Below are 17,659 nucleotides of genomic sequence, written 5' to 3'. Positions count from 1 at the left end.
GATTTTTGCCGGGCGGCAGGGCCGCCCGGGGCGACTAGCCCTCGATGGACGTCATCACGTGCTTGATGCGCGTGTAGTCGTCGAAGCCGTACGCCGAGAGGTCCTTGCCGTAGCCGGACTTCTTGAAGCCGCCGTGCGGCATCTCCGCGACCAGCGGGATGTGGGTGTTGATCCACACGCAGCCGAAGTCGAGGACCTTGGACATGCGCATCGCGCGCGCGTGGTCCTTGGTCCACACCGAGGACGCCAGCGCGTACTCGACGCCGTTCGCGTACTCGACGGCCTGCGCCTCGTCCGTGAAGGACTGGACGGTGATGACGGGGCCGAAGACCTCGTTCTGGATGATCTCGTCGTCCTGCTTGAGGCCGGAGACGACGGTCGGGGCGTAGAAGTAGCCCTTCTCGCCGACCCGCCGGCCGCCGGCCTCGACCTTGGCGTGCGCCGGGAGGCGGTCGATGAAGCCGGAGACCTGCTTGAGCTGGTTGGCGTTGTTGAGCGGGCCGAAGAGCACGTCCTCGTCGTCCGGCTGGCCGGTCTTCGTGTCGGCGGCGGCCTTGGCCAGCGCCGTGACGAACTCGTCGTGGATGGACTCGTGGACGAGCACGCGCGTGGCGGCCGTACAGTCCTGGCCCGCGTTGAAGAAGCCCGCCACCGAGATGTCCTCGACGGCCTTGGCGATGTCGGTGTCCTCGAAGACGACGACGGGGGCCTTGCCGCCGAGCTCCAGGTGGACGCGCTTGAGGTCCTTGGAGGCGGACTCGGCGACCTGCATGCCGGCCCGTACGGAGCCGGTGATGGAGGCCATCGCGGGGGTCTTGTGCTCGACCATGGCGCGGCCGGTGTCGCGGTCGCCGGTGACGACGTTGAAGACGCCGGGCGGCACGATGGAGCCGATGATCTCGGCCATCAGGACGGTCGAGGCGGGGGTGGTGTCCGACGGCTTCAGGACGACCGTGTTGCCCGCGGCGAGCGCCGGGGCGAACTTCCACACGCCCATCATCATCGGGTAGTTCCACGGCGCGACCTGCGCGCAGACGCCGATCGGCTCGCGGCGGATGATGGAGGTCAGGCCCTCCATGTACTCGCCGGCGGCGCGGCCCTCGAGCATCCGGGCCGCACCCGCGAAGAAGCGGATCTGGTCGACCATCGGCGGAATCTCCTCGGACCGGGTGAGTCCGATGGGCTTGCCGGTGTTCTCGACCTCGGCGGCGATGAGCTCCTCGGCGCGCTCCTCGAACGCGTCGGCGATCTTGAGCAGGGCCTTCTGCCGCTCGGCGGGCGTGAGGTCGCGCCACGCGGGGAACGCGTCGGCGGCGGCCTTCATGGCGGCGTCGACGTCGGCCTGACCCGACAGCGGCGCGGTGGCGTAGGCCTCGCCGGTCGCCGGATTGATCACCTCGGTGGTCCGTCCGTCGGCCGCGTCCCGGAATTCTCCGTTGATGTAGTTGCGCAGACGGCGCAGCTCGGTGCTCACTTCCGGCCCTCCAGGTCAGATGTCCAGTGGATGAGACACCCACCCTAGTCGCTGTACCGACGCTTTCAACATACCCAGCGGCCCAGAACTGCGGAATCCGTGATGATTGAACACTCAGACAACGAATTTCATCGATCTGCCCTTGCGTAAGTGACGAGACGTCGTGCACAGTGAGGTCGTGGCCAGTCGCAGCGCAGACCCCAGCAACCCACGCGGCTCACGGACCGGGAATCCCGGCGGGAGCGGCAGTGGGAACGGCACTCCGCCCGTGGACGCCGTATCTCTGGCGATCATCGAACAGCTCCAGGAGGACGGGCGCCGTCCGTACGCCGCCATCGGCAAGGCCGTGGGCCTCTCCGAGGCGGCCGTGCGCCAGCGCGTCCAGAAGCTGCTCGACCAGGGCGTGATGCAGATCGTCGCCGTCACGGACCCGCTCACCGTGGGCTTCCGCAGGCAGGCGATGGTCGGCATCAATGTCGAGGGCGACGTGGATCCGGTCGCGGACGCCGTGGCCGCCATGCCGGAGGCCGAGTACGTGGTGATGACCGCGGGCTCGCACGACCTCCTGGTGGAGATCGTCTGCGAGGACGACGACCACCTGCTCGAAGTCATCAACAAGCGCATCCGCGCCCTCCCCGGCGTGCGCTCCACCGAGAGCTTCGTCTACCTCAAGCTCAAGAAGCAGACCTATATGTGGGGAACCCGATAGCCGTGAGCAAGGACCTCAGCCAGACCGCGTACGACCACCTGTGGATGCACTTCACCCGCATGTCGGACTACGAGAACGCACCCGTGCCCACCATCGTGCGTGGCGAGGGCACCTACATCTTCGACGACAAGGGCAAGAAGTACCTGGACGGCCTGTCCGGCCTCTTCGTCGTCAACGCGGGCCACGGCCGTCACGAGCTCGCGGAGACCGCCTACAAGCAGGCCCAGGAGCTCGCCTTCTTCCCGGTGTGGTCCTACGCCCACCCCAAGGCCGTCGAGCTCGCCGAGCGCCTCGCGGACTACGCGCCGGGCGACCTCAACAAGGTCTTCTTCACCACCGGCGGCGGCGAGGCCGTCGAGACCGCGTGGAAGCTGGCGAAGCAGTACCACAAGCTCACCGGCAACCACACGAAGTACAAGGTCATCTCCCGCGCGGTCGCCTACCACGGCACCCCGCAGGGCGCCCTGTCCATCACCGGCCTGCCGGCCCTCAAGGCCCCCTTCGAGCCGCTGGTCCCCGGCGCGCACAAGGTGCCGAACACCAACATCTACCGCGCCCCGATCCACGGCGACGACCCCGAGGCCTTCGGCCGCTGGGCCGCCGACCAGATCGAGCAGGAGATCCTCTTCGAGGGCCCGGAGACGGTCGCCGCCGTCTTCCTGGAGCCGGTGCAGAACGCGGGCGGCTGCTTCCCGCCCCCGCCCGGCTACTTCCAGCGCGTGCGCGAGATCTGCGACAAGTACGACGTGCTGCTCGTCTCCGACGAGGTCATCTGCGCCTTCGGCCGCCTCGGCACGATGTTCGCCTGCGACAAGTTCGGCTACGTCCCGGACATGATCACCTGCGCCAAGGGCATGACCTCGGGCTACTCCCCGATCGGCGCGTGCATCGTCTCGGACAAGATCGCCGAGCCGTTCTACAAGGGCGACAACACCTTCCTGCACGGCTACACCTTCGGCGGCCACCCGGTCTCCGCCGCGGTCGGCCTCGCCAACCTCGACATCTTCGAGAAGGAGGGCCTGAACCAGCACGTCCTGGACAACGAGGACGCGTTCCACCAGACCCTCAGCAAGCTCCTCGACCTGCCGATCGTCGGCGACGTCCGCGGCAACGGCTTCTTCTACGGCATCGAGCTCGTGAAGGACAAGGCCACCAAGGAGACGTTCAACGACGAGGAGACCGAGCGCGTCCTGTACGGCTTCCTCTCCAAGGCGCTCTTCGAGAACGGCCTGTACTGCCGTGCCGACGACCGCGGCGACCCGGTCGTCCAGCTCGCCCCGCCGCTGATCTCCCACCAGGAGACCTTCGACGAGATCGAGGGCATCCTGCGCCAGGTCCTCACCGAGGCGTGGTCCAAGCTCTGATCCCCGCGCTCGTGTGATCGAGTGATCAACACCGGCCCCGGGGGCGCCCGTTCGAGTGAGAACGGGCGCCCCCGGGCCGCGTCGTTTCCGGGCAGGTCCGCCCGAATCCTTAGCGTGCCCAGTGACCGATCGGCCCCGCCTTCGTTCCCCCGTACGGGGGAGTCGAGCTGATCTGAACCGAGGTGTACGCCATGGTGGCCCCGCCGGACAACGACGTGCTGTGGGCACGCGCACTGCACGTCACACACAACGGCTCCCCCGCCCTCACCGGCGTATCGCTCGGTGTCCGCGAGGGCGAGATCCTCGCCGTCAACGGCCCCCGCGGCAGCGGCAAGACCACGCTCCTGCAGTGCCTGTCCGGGCAACTGCTGCCCGAGCAGGGCGAGGTGTGGTTCAACAGCACCCCGGTGCACACGATGGGCCCGCTCGTGCGCGAACGCCTGCGCCGCGACCGCTTCGGCTGGATCGACCCCGAACCGCAGCTCGTGCCCGAGCTCACCGCCTGGGAGAACGTGGCGCTGCCGCTGATGCTGCGCGGCGCCTCCCACCGCGTCTCCAAGCCCGCCGCCCAGGAGTGGCTGGAGCGCCTCGACATCGGCATGTGCGCCCGCAAGCGGCCGCACGCCCTGCTCCAGGCCGAGCGCCAGCGCGTCGCCATCGCCCGCGCCCTGGTGACCACGCCGTCGGTGCTCTTCGCCGACGAGCCCACCGCGCCGCTGCACCGCGCCGACCGCGCCCACGCGCTGCGCACGCTGACCACGGCGGCCCGCTCGCACGGCATCACGGTCGTCCTCGCCACCCACGACCCGGAGGTCGCCACCCTCGCCGACCGCACGGTCACGCTCCTGGACGGGCGCCGGGTGAACACGGTGCACCTGCCGGGATCGGAGGGGTTCGCGGGCGGCGGTGAGACCGCCACCGCACGCGCGGCCACCGCGTCCGGTTCCGCGGGAGGCGCCGGCGCACCCGGCACCTCCGCCACGGAAGGCCGGGCCGCGTGCTCGCTCTCCGTCTAGCCCGCGGCGCCCACCCGCTCGTCCAGCTGCGGCGCCTCCTGGTCGCCGCCGCGTCCGCCGGCACCGGCTTCCTGCTGCTGTGCACCCTGGCGTACGCGATGGAGCACCCGGGAGCGGGTTCCGTGCTGCGCCTCGCGTGGTGCCTCGCGCCGATCACCGCCACCGTCTACTTCGCCGTCGCCGTGGCCCGCACCGACCCGGGCACCCGGCCGCGCAGCGGCCTCTCCGCGGTGGGCCTCGGCCCCGGCCGCCTGATGATGCTCGCCGCGGTCTCCACGGCCGTGGCGTGCACGCTCGGCTCGATGGTCGCGCTGCTCTTCTTCCTGCACCTGCGCGGCGACCTCTCCGGCCTGCCCTTCGACGGCGCGGCCGCCGAACTGCTCGCCGCCGACCGGCCGTTGCCGCTCGCCGCGGCGCTCACCCTGCTCGCCCTCGTCCCGCTGGCCGCCTCGGCCGCCAGCGCCCTCGTGCTGCGGCCGCGGCCCGCCAAGGCCGGCGGCACGGACGGCGGCGCCGAGCAGCCCGGCGACACCGACGCCCCCGCGTCGCCGCCCAGCGGCCTGCCCTGGGGCGTCGCGCTGCTCGCGGCGGGCCTGGCCGTGGAGACGTACGCCAGCCGCTCCGGCGGCGGGATCCGCGGCGGCTTCCCGATGCCGGGCGGCGCCGACGGCAGCCCGGCGGGCGTCCTCGCGGGCTGGGCGCTGACCGCGCTCGGCCTGGTCCTCGCGGGCCCCGGGCTCACCTACCTCTGCGGACGGCTGCTCCAGGCGGTGCGACCGGGCGCGATGCGGCTGCTCGCCGGGCGCGTCCTCCAGGAGGAGGCGCGGCGCATCGGACGGCCGCTCGGCGTGCTGTGCGCCGTGGCGTCGGGCGCGTTCGCCTCGGTCGTGCTGTACGCGGGGCCGCGCCCCGAGGTCGGCCCGCTCACCGCGCTCGGCGCGCTCCTCGTGGCGGGATGCGCCGTGCTGACCCTGGCCACGGCGGCCGTCGAGGCCCGGCAGGCGCGCTCGCACACGACGGACGCGCTGCTGCGGCTCGGGGCGCCCGCGACCATGCTGCGCGGCTCCGCGGCACTCCGCGCGGGCGCCCTCGTCGCCGTGTTCGGGCCGCTGACCTGGATCGTCGCGCAACTGGCGGCGGTACCGCTGGGACGGTGACGGCGCCGCGAAGGGCCCGGCAGGACCTCGCGGATCCTCCCGGGGAGAGCGCCCCGAAAACAATTCACGACCGACGACGAGATCCGCGATGAGTTCCGAGTCGAACGGGTGTCTAACCCTCCGTAAGGCACCCGCACCCACTGGGAGAGACCTCATGTACCAGCAGATGATCTTCGTGAACCTGGCCGTGTCCGACGTCGCCGCGTCCAGGAAGTTCTTCACCGGGCTCGGCTACACGATCAACCCGCAGTTCTCCACCGACGCGTGCGCCTGCGTGGTCATCAGCGACACCATCGTCGCGATGATGCTCAGCAAGGAGCACTACGCGAACTTCACGCAGAAGGAGATCGCCGACGCCACCAAGGTCAGCGAGACCCTGATCTGTCTGAGCGCCGAGAGCCGCGAGAAGGTCGACGAGCTCGTCGACGCGGCGGTGGCCGCGGGCGGCACGGCCGGCCAGGTCCAGGACTACGGCACGATGTACGGCCGCGCCTTCGACGACCTCGACGGCCACACCTGGGAGGTCATGTGGATGGACCCGGAGCAGGTCCAGGGCTGAGCGGATTCCGGTGGGTGCCCCTGCTTAGCATGGGCGGATGCAGCCGAACCGCACCCCCGCATCCGCCCCGCGACTCCCCGGCGACGACCGCGAGATCGAGACGCTCGCCGAGTTCGACGAGGTCCTCGGCCGCGGCGCCCTGGCCGGGTGCCGCGTCCAGGCCGTCGACCTGACGGAGCGCTCCGCAGCGCTCCTGGCGGCCGACGTCGCGGGCGCCGTCTTCCTCGGCTGCCCGATGGGCGAGGACGCGGCGGCCACGGTGCGGGCCGGCGGCGCGCTGGTCTTCCCGCCCGTCCCCGGCCTCCCGTTCGACCCGTACCGCGGCCTGTTGTACTCCCCCGAGGACCTGTTCGCCGGCCTCGCCGACGGCGGGTACGAGGCGACGCCGGACGCCCGCGCGTACGCCTGGTTCCAGCGGACCAAGACCGACGGCGACGTCTTCTCGTCGATGCTGCGCGCCATCCACGACGACTCCATCTCCGACGCCCTCGACGAACGCCTGGCCGGGGCGCGGGTGGTGGGCGTCATGGGCGGGCACGCGATGGCCCGCGGCACCGAGGCCTACGCGGGGGCGGCGCGGCTCGGCCGGGCGCTGGCCCGCGAGGGCTTCACGGTCGCGACGGGCGGCGGCCCGGGCGCGATGGAGGCGGCGAACCTCGGCGCCTACGCGGCACCGCACGGCGACGCGATGCTGGAGGAGTCCCTCGCACTGCTCGCCAAGGCGCCCTCGTTCACACCCTCGGTGGGCGCGTGGGCGCAGGCCGCCTTCGAGGTCCGCGAGCGCTGGCCCGACGGCGGCGCCTCGGTGGGCATCCCCACCTGGTTCTACGGCCACGAGCCGCCGAACGCGTTCGCCTCCGACCTGGCGAAGTACTTCGCCAACGCCACCCGCGAGGACGGCCTGCTGGCCCGCTCGAACGCGGGCGTCGTCTTCCTGCCGGGCGCCGCGGGCACCGTCCAGGAGGTCTTCGACAACGCCACCCCCAACTACTACGAGTCGCGCGGCGAACCCACCCCGATGGTCCTGGTCGACCGCACGCACTGGACCGAGCACCTGCCGGTGTGGCCGCTGCTCCAGTCGCTGGCCCGCGGCCGGTCGATGGAGGCGCGGATCGCGCTGGTGGACCGGGTCGAACAGGCGCCGGACGCACTGCGCCGCCTCGGCGCGACGCCCCAGGAAGGCTGAGCGGCCCTGGATGCTCATCCGTGACCGCGAGGGGTAGCCGGCGCATGCCGCCGCCCACCCCCCGCCCCACGGCGTCAGCCCGTGGGCCCGAGCACCACGACGTCCTCGGCGTCGAAACCGACCCCGACCGTCTCCCCCACCGCGGGCGCCGCCCGCAGCGCGCAGGCCGCCTCCAGGCGCGGCCCCTCCTTCGGCTGGAGGTGCACGGCGACATGGGTGCCGCGGAAGGTGCGCGCCGTCACCGCGCACGGCAGCCCCTCGTCGGCGGGCACGAGACGCACCCCGGCCGGCCGCACCAGCAGCCGGTGCCGACCGCCGGGCACGCCGTCGGGCACGGGGACCTTGCCCCACACCGTGTCCGCCGCCCCGCCCGCCACGATCGCCGCGACGATGTTGTCGAAGCCGAGGAAGCGCGCCACGAACTCGTCCGCCGGGTGCTGCCACACGTCGAGGGGCGTACCGGACTGGGCGATCCGCCCGTCGCGCATCACGACGACACGGTCGGCCAGCGCGAAGGCCTCGCCCTGGTCGTGCGTGACGGCCAGCACGGTCGTGCCCAGCTCGTCGAAGAGCTCGCGCAGTTCGACGACGAGCCGCTCCCGCAGCGAGCGGTCCAGCTGGCCCAGCGGCTCGTCGAGCATGAGGAGCCGGGGGCGCGGCGCGAGGGCCCGTGCCAGGGCCACCCGCTGCTGCTCGCCGCCGGACAGCGCGGCGACCCCGCGCCGCTGCGCCTTCGGCAGGCCGACGAGCTCCAGCAACTCGGCGACACGGTCGGCCTGTTCGCCCCGCGAGGCGCCGTGCATGCGCAGCCCGAACGCGACGTTGCCCGCCACGTCCCGCTGCGGGAACAGCTGGTGGTCCTGGAACATCAGGCCGACGCCCCGCCGGTGCGCGGGCACCGCGCGCTGGTCGTGCCCGTCGAGCAGGACCCGGCCCGCGTCGAGGGCCTGCAGCCCCGCCACCGCCCGCAGCAGCGTCGACTTGCCGCTGCCGCTCGGCCCGAGGACACAGACGATCTCGTGCTCGCGGACGTCGAGGTCGACGGCGTCGAGCGCGGCCCGTTCACCGAACCGGACCGTCGCCTCCCGCAGGCTCAGCAAGGCGTCCTCCGCCATCAGAAGTCCCCCGTGGTGCGGTCGGTCCGGATGCGTTCCAGGAGCAGCAGGGACACCGCGCACACCACCATGAGGATCGTCGAGAGGGCCATGGCCTGGCCGTAGTTGAGGTCCCCGGCGCGGCCGAGCAGCCGGGCCACGGCCACGGGCAGGGTCGGGTTGTCGGGCCGCGCGATGAAGACGGTCGCGCCGAACTCGCCGAGCGAGACGGCGAAGGCGAATCCGGCGGCGATCAGCAGCGCCCGCCGCACCAGGGGCAGGTCGACCTCGCGCCAGGCCCGCAGCGGCGACGCCCCGAGGACGGCCGCCGCCTCCCGCAGCCGCCCGTCCACCGCGCGCAGCACGGGCAGCATGGTGCGTACGACGAAGGGGACGCCGACCAGCGCCTGGGCGAGCGGCACCAGGATCCAGCTGGCGCGCAGGTCCAGCGGCGGCTTGTCCAGCGTGATGAGGAAGCCGAAGCCCACGGTGACCGCGGACACCCCGAGCGGCAGCATGAGCAGCGCGTCGAAGCCGCGTACGAGACGGCCCGCACGGCGGGTGAGGGCAGCCGCGGCCAGCCCGCCGACGAGCACCGCGATGACCGTGGCCACGACGGCGTATTGCAGGGAGTTCCCGACGGCCTCGATCGGCGGCACGAGGAAGGCGCCGCCGTCCGCCGAGGTCAGCTCCTTGTAGTAGAGGAGCCCGAAGCCGTCGGGCCCGGCGAAGGAGCGCTGCACGAGCACGCCGAGCGGCAGCAGGATCAGCAGCACGATCGTCGCCAGGACCAGCCCGAGCAGCGACCACTGACCGGCGCCGCGCGGCCGGCGCGCCACGGCCGAGGCGTCGACGAGCTTCAGCGCGCTCTCGCGGCGCCGGACCGTCCACGCGTGGATCGCCAGGATCAGCCCGACCGCCGCGAACTGCACGATCGTCAGGACGGCGGCCGTCGGCAGGTCGAGGAGCTGGGCGGTCTGCCGGTAGATCTCCACCTCCAGCGTGGAGTACGCGGGTCCGCCGAGGATCTGCACGACGCCGAAGGAGGTGAAGGTGAAGAGGAAGACCATCAGCGCGGCGGCCGCGACGGCGGGCCCGAGCGCGGGCAGCGTCACCGTCCGCCAGGCCGTCCAGCGCGAGGCGCCGAGCATCCGCGCGGCCTCCTCCTGGCGCGGGTCGAGCTGCGCCCAGAGGCCGCCGACGGTGCGGACGACGACCGCGTAGTTGAAGAAGACGTGCGCGAGCAGGATCGCCCACACCGTGGTGTCCAGGCGCACGCCCCACAGCTCGTCGAAGAGCCCGCCGCGCCCGATCAGCGCCAGGAAGGCGGTCCCGACGACGACCGTCGGCAGCACGAACGGCACCGTGACGACGGCCCGCAGCACCCGCTTGCCCGGGAAGTCGAAGCGCGCGAAGACGTACGCGCCGGGCAGCGCGATCAGCAGCGTGAGCGCGGTCGACGCGAGCGCCTGCCAGGTGGTGAACCACAGCACGTGCCGGATGTCGGACTGCCCGAGGACGTCCGTGATCCGCCCGAGCTGCCAGGCCCCGCCGACGTGCAGGCCGCGGGCGACGATGGCCGTGACCGGATAGGCGAAGAAGAGCCCGAAGAACGCGACGGGCACGGCCATCAGGCCGAGCCGCACCGCGCTCCCCCGGCGGGCGCCCGTCTTCCGTGGCGCTACTTCAGTACGAGCGAGGTCCACGACTTGATCCACGGCTCACGGTTGTCGGCGATCTTCTTCGGGTCCATGGTCTCGGGCCTGTCGACCGTCACGCCGTGCTCGGTGAACAGCCCGGGCAGCTTCGCGCCGTCGAGCACCGGGTTCACGAACATGTTCAGCGGCATGTCCTCCTGGAACTCCTTGCCGGCCAGGAAGTCCAGGAGCGCCTTGCCGCCCTTGGTGTTCCCGGCGTTGCTGAGCAGGCCCGCGTACTCGACCTGGCGGAAGCAGGTGCCGGTCGCGACGCCGGTCGGCGCCTCCTTGGGCCGGGGCTTGGCGTAGAGGACCTCGACGGGCGGCGAGGAGGCGTACGAGACGACGAGCGGGCGGTCGCCCTTGGCCTTCTTGCCGCCGGAGGAGCCGGAGAACTCCTCGTTGTAGGCCTGCTCCCAGCCGTCGACGACCTTGACGCCGTTGGCCTTGAGCTTCTTCCAGTAGCCCTGCCAGCCCCCGTCGCCGTACTTCGCGGCGGTGCCGAGCAGGAACCCGAGACCGGGCGAGGAGGTCGAGGCGTTCTCGGTGACCAGCAGGTTCTTGTACGCGGGCCTGGCCAGGTCGTCGAAGGACTTCGGCGGCGCCAGCTTCTTGTCGGCGAAGTACTTCTTGTCGTAGTTGACGCAGATGTCGCCGCTGTCGACGGGGGTGACCCGGTGCCTGTCCCCGTCGGCCCGGAACTCCGGCTTGATCTTGTCCGCGCCCTTGACCTCGTACGGCTGGAAGAGGCCGTTGTCGAGCGCGCGCGAGAGGAGCGTGTTGTCGACGCCGAAGAAGACGTCGCCCTGCGGGTTGTCCTCGGAGAGGACCGCCTTGTTCACCGCGGCGCCCGCGTCGCCGTCCTTGAGGACCTTGACCGTGTAGCCGGAGCGCTTCTCGAAGTCCTTCAGGACGTCCTTGGAGACGTTGAAGGAGTCATGGCTGACGAGCGTCACGCTCTTGGCGTCGGACGACCCGGATCCGCTGTCGGAGCCGCCGCACGCGGAGACCGCGACGAGCCCGATGCCCACCGCCACGGCGGTGAACGAGACCTTCTTGGTGGTGCCCACTGGTTTTCCTCCTGGGTGACCAGGAAGAGACGCGGCCCTGCCCGCGGCCGGCCGGCCGCGGGCAGGGCGCAACAGCTTGAGTAATGACCGAACTTCCTACCCAGAATGACCTGGGCGAGGTTCAGAGGGTCTGCGGCCCACCTGTCCAAGGTGCCGCACTCTCAGCGCTGTGGCGCTCCCCTGTCGGAATATGCAGATGTGTGTACGAGGCGTACGCCCGCCAGACTACCTCTCGGCCGCGGCGAGCTGACCGCACGCTCCGTCGATCTCCTGCCCGCGGGTGTCCCGGATGGTGACCGGCACGCCGTGCGCCGCGATGGCCTCCACGAACGCCTTCTCGTCCTCGGGACGCGACGCCGTCCACTTCGAGCCCGGGGTGGGGTTCAGCGGGATGAGGTTGACGTGCACCGGCTTGCCCTTGAGCATCCGGCCGAGCCGGTCGCCACGCCACGCCTGGTCGTTGATGTCCCGGATGAGCGCGTACTCGATGGAGAGGCGACGGCCCGACTTGGCGGCGTACTCCCAGCCGGCGTCCAGCACCTCGCGCACCTTCCAGCGCGTGTTCACCGGGACGAGGGTGTCGCGCAGCTCGTCGTCCGGCGCGTGCAGCGAGATGGCGAGGCGGCACTTGAAGCCCTCGTCCGAGAACCGGTGGATGGCGGGCACGAGGCCCACCGTCGACACCGTGATGCCGCGCTGCGAGAGCCCGAGGCCGTCCGGCTCGGGGTCGGTGAGGCGGCGGATCGCGCCGGTCACCCGGTTGTAGTTGGCCAGCGGCTCGCCCATGCCCATGAAGACGATGTTCGAGAGCCGCGCCGGGCCGCCCGGGATCTCGCCGTCGCGCAGCGCCCGCATGCCGTCGACGATCTGGTGCACGATCTCGCCCGTCGACAGGTTCCGGTCGAGGCCGGCCTGTCCGGTGGCGCAGAACGGGCAGTTCATGCCGCAGCCCGCCTGGGAGCTGATGCACATGGTGACCCGGTCGGGATAGCGCATCAGCACGGACTCGACGAGCGTCCCGTCGAAGAGGCGCCAGAGCGTCTTGCGGGTCGTGTCGTCGTCACAGCTGATGTGCCGCACCACGGACATCAGGTCGGGCAGCAGCGCCTCACGGAGCTTCTCGCGCGCACCGGCGGGGATGTCGGTCCACTCGGCCGGGTCGTGCGCGTACCGCGCGAAGTAGTGCTGCGAGAGCTGCTTGGCGCGGAACGGCTTCTCGCCGATGGCGGCGACGGCTTCCTTGCGCTCGGCGGGCGTGAGGTCGGCGAGATGCCGCGGGGGCTTCTTGGCACCGCGGGGCGCGACGAAAGTGAGTTCTCCGGGTACAGGCATGGTCGTTCCAGTGTCGCAGACATACGACAAGGGGCTCGCCGCCCTGTGGACGACGAGCCCCTCACCTACATTTACGCAGGTCGGACCGGTAGGAGATCAGCCGGAGCCGACGAACACCACCAGCAGCAGCCACACCACGGGCGCCGTCGGCAGCAGCGAGTCCAGGCGGTCCATGATGCCGCCGTGGCCCGGCAGCAGCGTGCCCATGTCCTTGATGCCCAGGTCCCGCTTGATCATCGACTCGCCGAGGTCGCCCAGCGTGGCGCTCGCGGCGACCGCGAGGCCGATGAGCAGGCCCTGCCACCACGTGCCGCCGTCGATGAGGAGCTCCATGCACAGCGCGCCCGCGGCCATCGCGAAGGTGACCGCGCCGACCAAGCCCTCGCGGGTCTTGCCGGGGCTGATGCGCGGCGCCAGCTTGTGCTTGCCGAAGCGCCAGCCGATCGCGTACGCACCCGTGTCGCTGACCACGGTCAGGAGCAGGAAGGTGAGCACCCGCTGCGGGCCGTCGTCCGCGGTGAGCATCAGCGCGACGAAGGTCGCGAGGAAGGGGACGTAGAAGGCGGCGAAGACCCCCGCCGTGACGTCCTTCAGATAGCCGTCGGGCGGCTCGGTCATCCGCCAGACGAGGACCGCGAGCGCGGTCAGGGCCATCGCGACCCAGGCGCCCTCGGTCCCGCGCACGTACCCGGCGACGACCATCGCCGCGCCGCCCACCGCGAGCGGTACGAGCGGCGCCTTGATGCCCTTGCGCTCGTCGAGCCGGGAGGTGAGCTCCCAGAGGCCGACGACGACGGCGACCGCTATGACGCCGATGAAGACGGCCTTGACGATGAACAGCGACGCGATGATCACCGCGCCGAGTCCCACACCGACCCCTATGGCCGCCCCGAGGTCGCGGCCCGCGCTCTTCTTCTGCGGTGCTGCCGGGGCGGGCTGCGGCTGTGGTGCGCTGGGCATGGGCTCCTGCGGAGGCTCGTCACGGAACAGGGGGCCGCCCGTCCGAGTGGCCCCCCGGTCGCCGTCCTGGTCTCCGCCGTTGACGGGTACGTCGGGCACGATGGGCATGGGCTGCGTCTCAGACGGAAACAGCGCGTCCTGCGCATCGTACGCGGGACCTGCCGGGGGCGCCCCCTGACCAGGTCCCTGGTCGGGCGGCCCCCAATACCCGGCTCTGGGCGGCGCCCCCCAGGAAGAGTCGTTCACGGATCGGTTCCCTGATTCCTCGGACTCGAGACTCAGACTTCGAGCAGCTCGGCTTCCTTGTGCTTGAGCAGCTCGTCCACCTGGGCGACGTACTTCGCGGTGGTGTCGTCGAGCTCCTTCTCGCCGCGACGGCCCTCGTCCTCGCCGATGTCGCCGTCCTTGATCGCCTTGTCCAGGGCCTCCTTGGCCTTGCGACGGATCGAACGGATCGAGATCTTGGAGTCCTCGGCCTTGGTCTTGGCGACCTTGATGTACTCCTTGCGGCGGTCCTGCGTCAGCTCGGGGAACGTCACCCGGATGATGTTGCCGTCGTTGCTCGGATTGACGCCGAGGTCGGAGTCCCGGATCGCCTGCTCGATGTTGCGCAGCGCGGTCTTGTCGAACGGGGTCACCACGGCCATCCGCGGCTCGGGCACCGAGAACGAGGCCAGCTGGTTGATCGGCGTCAGCGCGCCGTAGTAGTCCGCCACGATCTTGTTGAACATCGCCGGGTGCGCACGGCCGGTGCGGATCGCGGCGAAGTCCTCCTTGGCGACCACGACGGCCTTCTCCATCTTCTCCTCGGCCTCGAGGAGGGTCTCTTCGATCACCACTTGCTCCTGCGTGTCTTGAGTAGGCCCGGCTAGCACGGGGCGGCCGGCTGCGTCGCGTCTCTTTCCTGCACGGTGTCCGACCGGCAGGCCTTTGTCCATCCCTCTCAGGCGACGGCTCGTGTCCGCCGCCCGGGACTGGCCCGGCTCCCCCGGATCAGGCCCGGCTTCCCTGGTCGCCCACGAGAGTGCCGATCTTCTCACCCTTGACGGCCCGGGCGATATTGCCCTCGGAGAGGAGCTCGAAGACCAGGATGGGCAGCTTGTTGTCCCGGCACAGCGTGATCGCGGTCATGTCGGCGACCTTCAGGTCCTGCGTGATGACCTCGCCGTAGCCGAGGGCGTCGTACTTCACCGCGTCGGGGTTGGTCCGGGGGTCGGAGTCGTAGACCCCGTCCACGCCGTTCTTGCCCATCAGCAGCGCCTCGGCGTCGATCTCCAGGGCGCGCTGCGCGGCGGTGGTGTCGGTGGAGAAGTACGGCATGCCCATCCCGGCACCGAAGATGACCACGCGGCCCTTCTCCAGGTGGCGCACGGCGCGCAACGGGATGTACGGCTCCGCGACCTGCCCCATCGTGATGGCGGTCTGGACGCGGCAGTCGATGCCCTCCTTCTCCAGGAAGTCCTGGAGGGCCAGGCAGTTCATGACCGTGCCGAGCATGCCCATGTAGTCGGAGCGGGCGCGGTCCATGCCGCGCTGCTGGAGCTCGGCGCCGCGGAAGAAGTTCCCGCCGCCGATCACGACGGCGATCTGGGAGCCGTCGCGGACGACGGCAGCGATCTCACGGGCGATGGCGTGCACCACGTCGGGGTCGACCCCGAGGCCGCCCCCACCGGCGAACGCCTCGCCGGAGAGCTTCAGCAGGAAGCGTCCGGCAACTTTGTCGTCGTCACTCTTCGAGTCGGCCTTGGTGGTCATGTGGTTCTCGCTTCTCTTACTCGGCACACATACGAAGAAGGCCACTGCCGGTGGGGTGTCGTTCGCATCCCATGCTCGGCAGTGGCCTCCTCGTCAGATCCTGCGGTCGTACGTCGCACACGAGGACCGTGTACGGGCGACCGCTGTCGACCCTAGCGGGGTCTACCGTCGATCGCGGTACGGACTCAGATGCCGACCTTGATGCGCGCGAAGCGCTTCAGGGTGACACCGGCCTCGGCGAGAACCTTCTCGACCGACTTCTTGTTGTCCAGCGCGTACGGCTGACCGAGGAGGGTGGCCTCCTTGAAGAAGCCGTTGACGCGACCCTCGACGATCTTGGGCAGCGCGGCCTCGGGCTTGCCCTCGGCGCGGGTGGTCTCCTCGGCGACGCGGCGCTCGGACTCGACGACCTCGGCCGGCACGTCCTCCTTGGAGAGGTACTTCGGCGCGAAGGCGGCGATGTGCTGGGCGACACCCTTGGCGAGGTCGGCGTCGGCCTTGTCCAGCTCGACGAGGACACCGATCTGCGGGGGCAGGTCGGGCATCGTGCGGTGCATGTACGCGGTGACGTAGGCGCCGGAGAACTGCGCGAAGCGGTCCAGGACGATCTTCTCGCCGAGGTTGGCGTTGGCCTCGTCGACGTAGGCCTGGACCGTCTTGCCGGCCTCGATCTCGGACGCGAGGAGCGCCTCGAGGTCGGCCGGGGAGGTCTTGGCGACGTGCGCGGCGAGGTTGTTGGCGACGGCCTGGAACTTCTCGCCCTTGGCGACGAAGTCCGTCTCGCACTTCAGCTCGACGATGACACCCGAGGTGTTGTCGTCGGCGATGAGGGAGACCACGGCGCCGTTCTCGGCGGAACGGCCCTCGCGCTTGGCGACGCCCTTCTGGCCCTTGATGCGGAGCGCCTCGACGGCCTTGTCGACGTTGCCCTCGGCCTCGTCGAGCGCCTTCTTGCAGTCCATCATGCCGGCGCCCGTGAGCTCACGGAGCTTCTTGACGTCAGCGGCGGTGTAGTTCGCCATGATCGAAAATTCTCTCTCGAAGTCTGAAAGATCTACGAAGGTCTACGGGTGAACGGCGGGGGCCGATCGGGCCCCCGCCGTCAACTACCGAACCTGTGAGGGTCAGGCCTGCTCGGCGTCCGCGGCCGGCTTCTCCTCGGCGGCGGGCGCCTCGGCGACGGGCTCAGCGGCGGCCTCGGCCGGCTTGTCCTCGGCCTTGGGGGCCTCGTCGGCCTTGGCCTCGTCAGCCTTGGGGGCCTCGTCGGCCTTCTTCTCGCCCTCGAGCAGGTCGCGCTCCCACTCGGCCAGCGGCTCGCCCTGGGCCTTCTCGCCCGGCTTCGAGTCACCGGCGGCAACGCCGGAACGGGCGATGAGGCCCTCGGCGACGGCGTCGGCGATCACGCGGGTGAGCAGGGTGACGGAGCGGATCGCGTCGTCGTTGCCCGGGATCTTGTAGTCGACCTCGTCGGGGTCGCAGTTGGTGTCGAGGATGGCGACGACCGGGATGTTGAGCTTCCGGGCCTCGCCGACCGCGATGTGCTCCTTCTTGGTGTCCACGATCCAGACGGCGCTGGGCACCTTCTGCATCTCGCGGATACCGCCGAGGGTCTTCTCCAGCTTGGCCTTCTCGCGCGAGAGCACGAGAAGCTCCTTCTTGGTGAGACCCGAGGCCGCGACGTCCTCGAAGTCGATCTGCTCGAGCTCCTTGAGGCGCTGCAGACGCTTGTAGACGGTCGAGAAGTTGGTGAGCATGCCGCCCAGCCAGCGCTGGTTCACGTAGGGCATGCCGACGCGGGTGGCCTGCTCCGCGATGGCCTCCTGCGCCTGCTTCTTCGTGCCGACGAACATGACCGTGCCGCCGTGGGCGACGGTCTCCTTGACGAACTCATAGGCGCGGTCGATGTACGACAGCGACTGGAGCAGGTCGATGATGTAGATGCCGTTGCGCTCGGTGAAGATGAAGCGCTTCATCTTCGGGTTCCAGCGACGGGTCTGGTGACCGAAGTGGACGCCGCTCTCCAGCAGCTCCCGCATCGTGACGACGGCCATGGCCGTTCTCCTTGAGATTCTCGGTTGTGCCGCGTGTGCCGGACGGCACTCGCGCCTGACGCCCGCTGTGCGCCTTGCCACTAGGGACCGAGGGGCGCTGACACCGGCTGTTTCATGGCCTGGTGTCGGGGCGTGCGAAGTCGACCCGGTGACCCGGATCGCCACAAGAAGTGTACGGGACCCGCGGGGCGGTGGGTGACGCCGCCGTCGATGACCCAGCCGGCGGCCTGACCAG

The 17,659-nt window shown here is 70.7% G+C and carries 16 protein-coding genes and 1 riboswitch; of the genes, 6 read left to right on the top strand and 10 right to left on the bottom strand.

What is annotated here, in order from left to right:
* Positions 1-34: 34 nt before the first annotated feature.
* The gene (locus ACFYXE_RS06490) at positions 35-1,474 is read right to left on the bottom strand and encodes a gamma-aminobutyraldehyde dehydrogenase (protein WP_389309303.1); all 1,440 of its coding nucleotides are present in this window, start codon (positions 1,472-1,474) and stop codon (positions 35-37) included.
* A gap of 163 nt (positions 1,475-1,637) precedes the next feature.
* Between ACFYXE_RS06490 and ACFYXE_RS06485 the strand changes: the two genes are divergently transcribed.
* The 6 genes from ACFYXE_RS06485 to ACFYXE_RS06460 all read left to right on the top strand — a co-directional run bounded on the left by ACFYXE_RS06485 (position 1,638) and on the right by ACFYXE_RS06460 (position 7,465).
* The gene (locus ACFYXE_RS06485) at positions 1,638-2,183 is read left to right on the top strand and encodes an Lrp/AsnC family transcriptional regulator (RefSeq protein ID WP_362339967.1); all 546 of its coding nucleotides are present in this window, start codon (positions 1,638-1,640) and stop codon (positions 2,181-2,183) included.
* On the top strand, positions 2,168-3,547 hold the full coding sequence (locus tag ACFYXE_RS06480; protein ID WP_361172543.1) for an aspartate aminotransferase family protein: 1,380 nt from the start codon (positions 2,168-2,170) through the stop codon (positions 3,545-3,547). Before ACFYXE_RS06485 ends, ACFYXE_RS06480 begins: the two co-directional genes overlap by 16 nt.
* A 191-nt stretch (positions 3,548-3,738) precedes the next feature.
* Positions 3,739-4,563, top strand: a complete 825-nt coding sequence (locus ACFYXE_RS06475; RefSeq protein WP_389309299.1) for an ABC transporter ATP-binding protein — start codon at positions 3,739-3,741, stop codon at positions 4,561-4,563.
* Positions 4,545-5,720: a hypothetical protein gene (locus ACFYXE_RS06470; protein WP_389309296.1), complete on the top strand. Its 1,176-nt coding sequence runs from the start codon at positions 4,545-4,547 to the stop codon at positions 5,718-5,720. Before ACFYXE_RS06475 ends, ACFYXE_RS06470 begins: the two co-directional genes overlap by 19 nt.
* A gap of 154 nt (positions 5,721-5,874) precedes the next feature.
* Entirely contained in the window at positions 5,875-6,279 is a 405-nt protein-coding gene (locus tag ACFYXE_RS06465) for a VOC family protein (protein ID WP_361172534.1), read from the top strand.
* Between the two features lie 37 nt (positions 6,280-6,316).
* On the top strand, positions 6,317-7,465 hold the full coding sequence (locus ACFYXE_RS06460) for an LOG family protein (protein ID WP_389309292.1): 1,149 nt from the start codon (positions 6,317-6,319) through the stop codon (positions 7,463-7,465).
* Between the two features lie 74 nt (positions 7,466-7,539).
* Here ACFYXE_RS06460 and ACFYXE_RS06455 read toward each other — a convergent pair whose 3' ends face one another.
* From ACFYXE_RS06455 to rpsB, 9 genes are all read right to left on the bottom strand, one after another.
* A complete protein-coding gene (locus tag ACFYXE_RS06455) occupies positions 7,540-8,580 on the bottom strand; it encodes an ABC transporter ATP-binding protein (protein ID WP_389309290.1) in 1,041 nt (346 codons plus the stop codon).
* The gene (locus ACFYXE_RS06450) at positions 8,580-10,265 is read right to left on the bottom strand and encodes an ABC transporter permease (RefSeq protein ID WP_389309288.1); all 1,686 of its coding nucleotides are present in this window, start codon (positions 10,263-10,265) and stop codon (positions 8,580-8,582) included. The genes ACFYXE_RS06455 and ACFYXE_RS06450 overlap by 1 nt, the downstream gene beginning before the upstream one ends.
* Positions 10,241-11,326 (bottom strand): thiamine ABC transporter substrate binding subunit, encoded by a 1,086-nt coding sequence (locus ACFYXE_RS06445; protein ID WP_389309285.1) that lies wholly within the window; start codon positions 11,324-11,326, stop codon positions 10,241-10,243. Before ACFYXE_RS06445 ends, ACFYXE_RS06450 begins: the two co-directional genes overlap by 25 nt.
* Positions 11,327-11,401: 75 nt before the next feature.
* Positions 11,402-11,518, bottom strand: a riboswitch (TPP riboswitch).
* A 33-nt stretch (positions 11,519-11,551) separates the two neighbouring features.
* Complete coding sequence (gene rlmN / locus ACFYXE_RS06440; RefSeq protein ID WP_361172516.1) at positions 11,552-12,658, bottom strand: 23S rRNA (adenine(2503)-C(2))-methyltransferase RlmN; 1,107 nt, start codon at positions 12,656-12,658, stop codon at positions 11,552-11,554.
* Between the two features lie 96 nt (positions 12,659-12,754).
* The gene (locus ACFYXE_RS06435) at positions 12,755-13,864 is read right to left on the bottom strand and encodes a phosphatidate cytidylyltransferase (protein WP_361172513.1); all 1,110 of its coding nucleotides are present in this window, start codon (positions 13,862-13,864) and stop codon (positions 12,755-12,757) included.
* A gap of 32 nt (positions 13,865-13,896) precedes the next feature.
* Positions 13,897-14,454 carry a ribosome recycling factor gene (gene frr, locus ACFYXE_RS06430; RefSeq protein WP_361172510.1) on the bottom strand — a complete coding sequence of 186 codons (558 nt, stop codon included), beginning with the start codon at positions 14,452-14,454 and terminating at the stop codon, positions 13,897-13,899.
* Positions 14,455-14,611: 157 nt separating this feature from the next.
* The gene (gene pyrH, locus ACFYXE_RS06425; RefSeq protein ID WP_361172507.1) at positions 14,612-15,373 is read right to left on the bottom strand and encodes a UMP kinase; all 762 of its coding nucleotides are present in this window, start codon (positions 15,371-15,373) and stop codon (positions 14,612-14,614) included.
* A 185-nt stretch (positions 15,374-15,558) separates the two neighbouring features.
* Complete coding sequence (gene tsf, locus ACFYXE_RS06420; protein ID WP_361172504.1) at positions 15,559-16,395, bottom strand: translation elongation factor Ts; 837 nt, start codon at positions 16,393-16,395, stop codon at positions 15,559-15,561.
* A gap of 102 nt (positions 16,396-16,497) precedes the next feature.
* A complete protein-coding gene (gene rpsB, locus ACFYXE_RS06415) occupies positions 16,498-17,424 on the bottom strand; it encodes a 30S ribosomal protein S2 (protein WP_361172501.1) in 927 nt (308 codons plus the stop codon).
* Between the last annotated feature and the right edge of the window lie 235 nt (positions 17,425-17,659).

The sequence above is a fragment of the Streptomyces sp. NPDC002564 genome (assembly GCF_042889645.1).
Lineage (GTDB): Bacteria > Actinomycetota > Actinomycetes > Streptomycetales > Streptomycetaceae > Streptomyces.
This window is presented reverse-complemented; position numbering and strand designations above follow the sequence as displayed.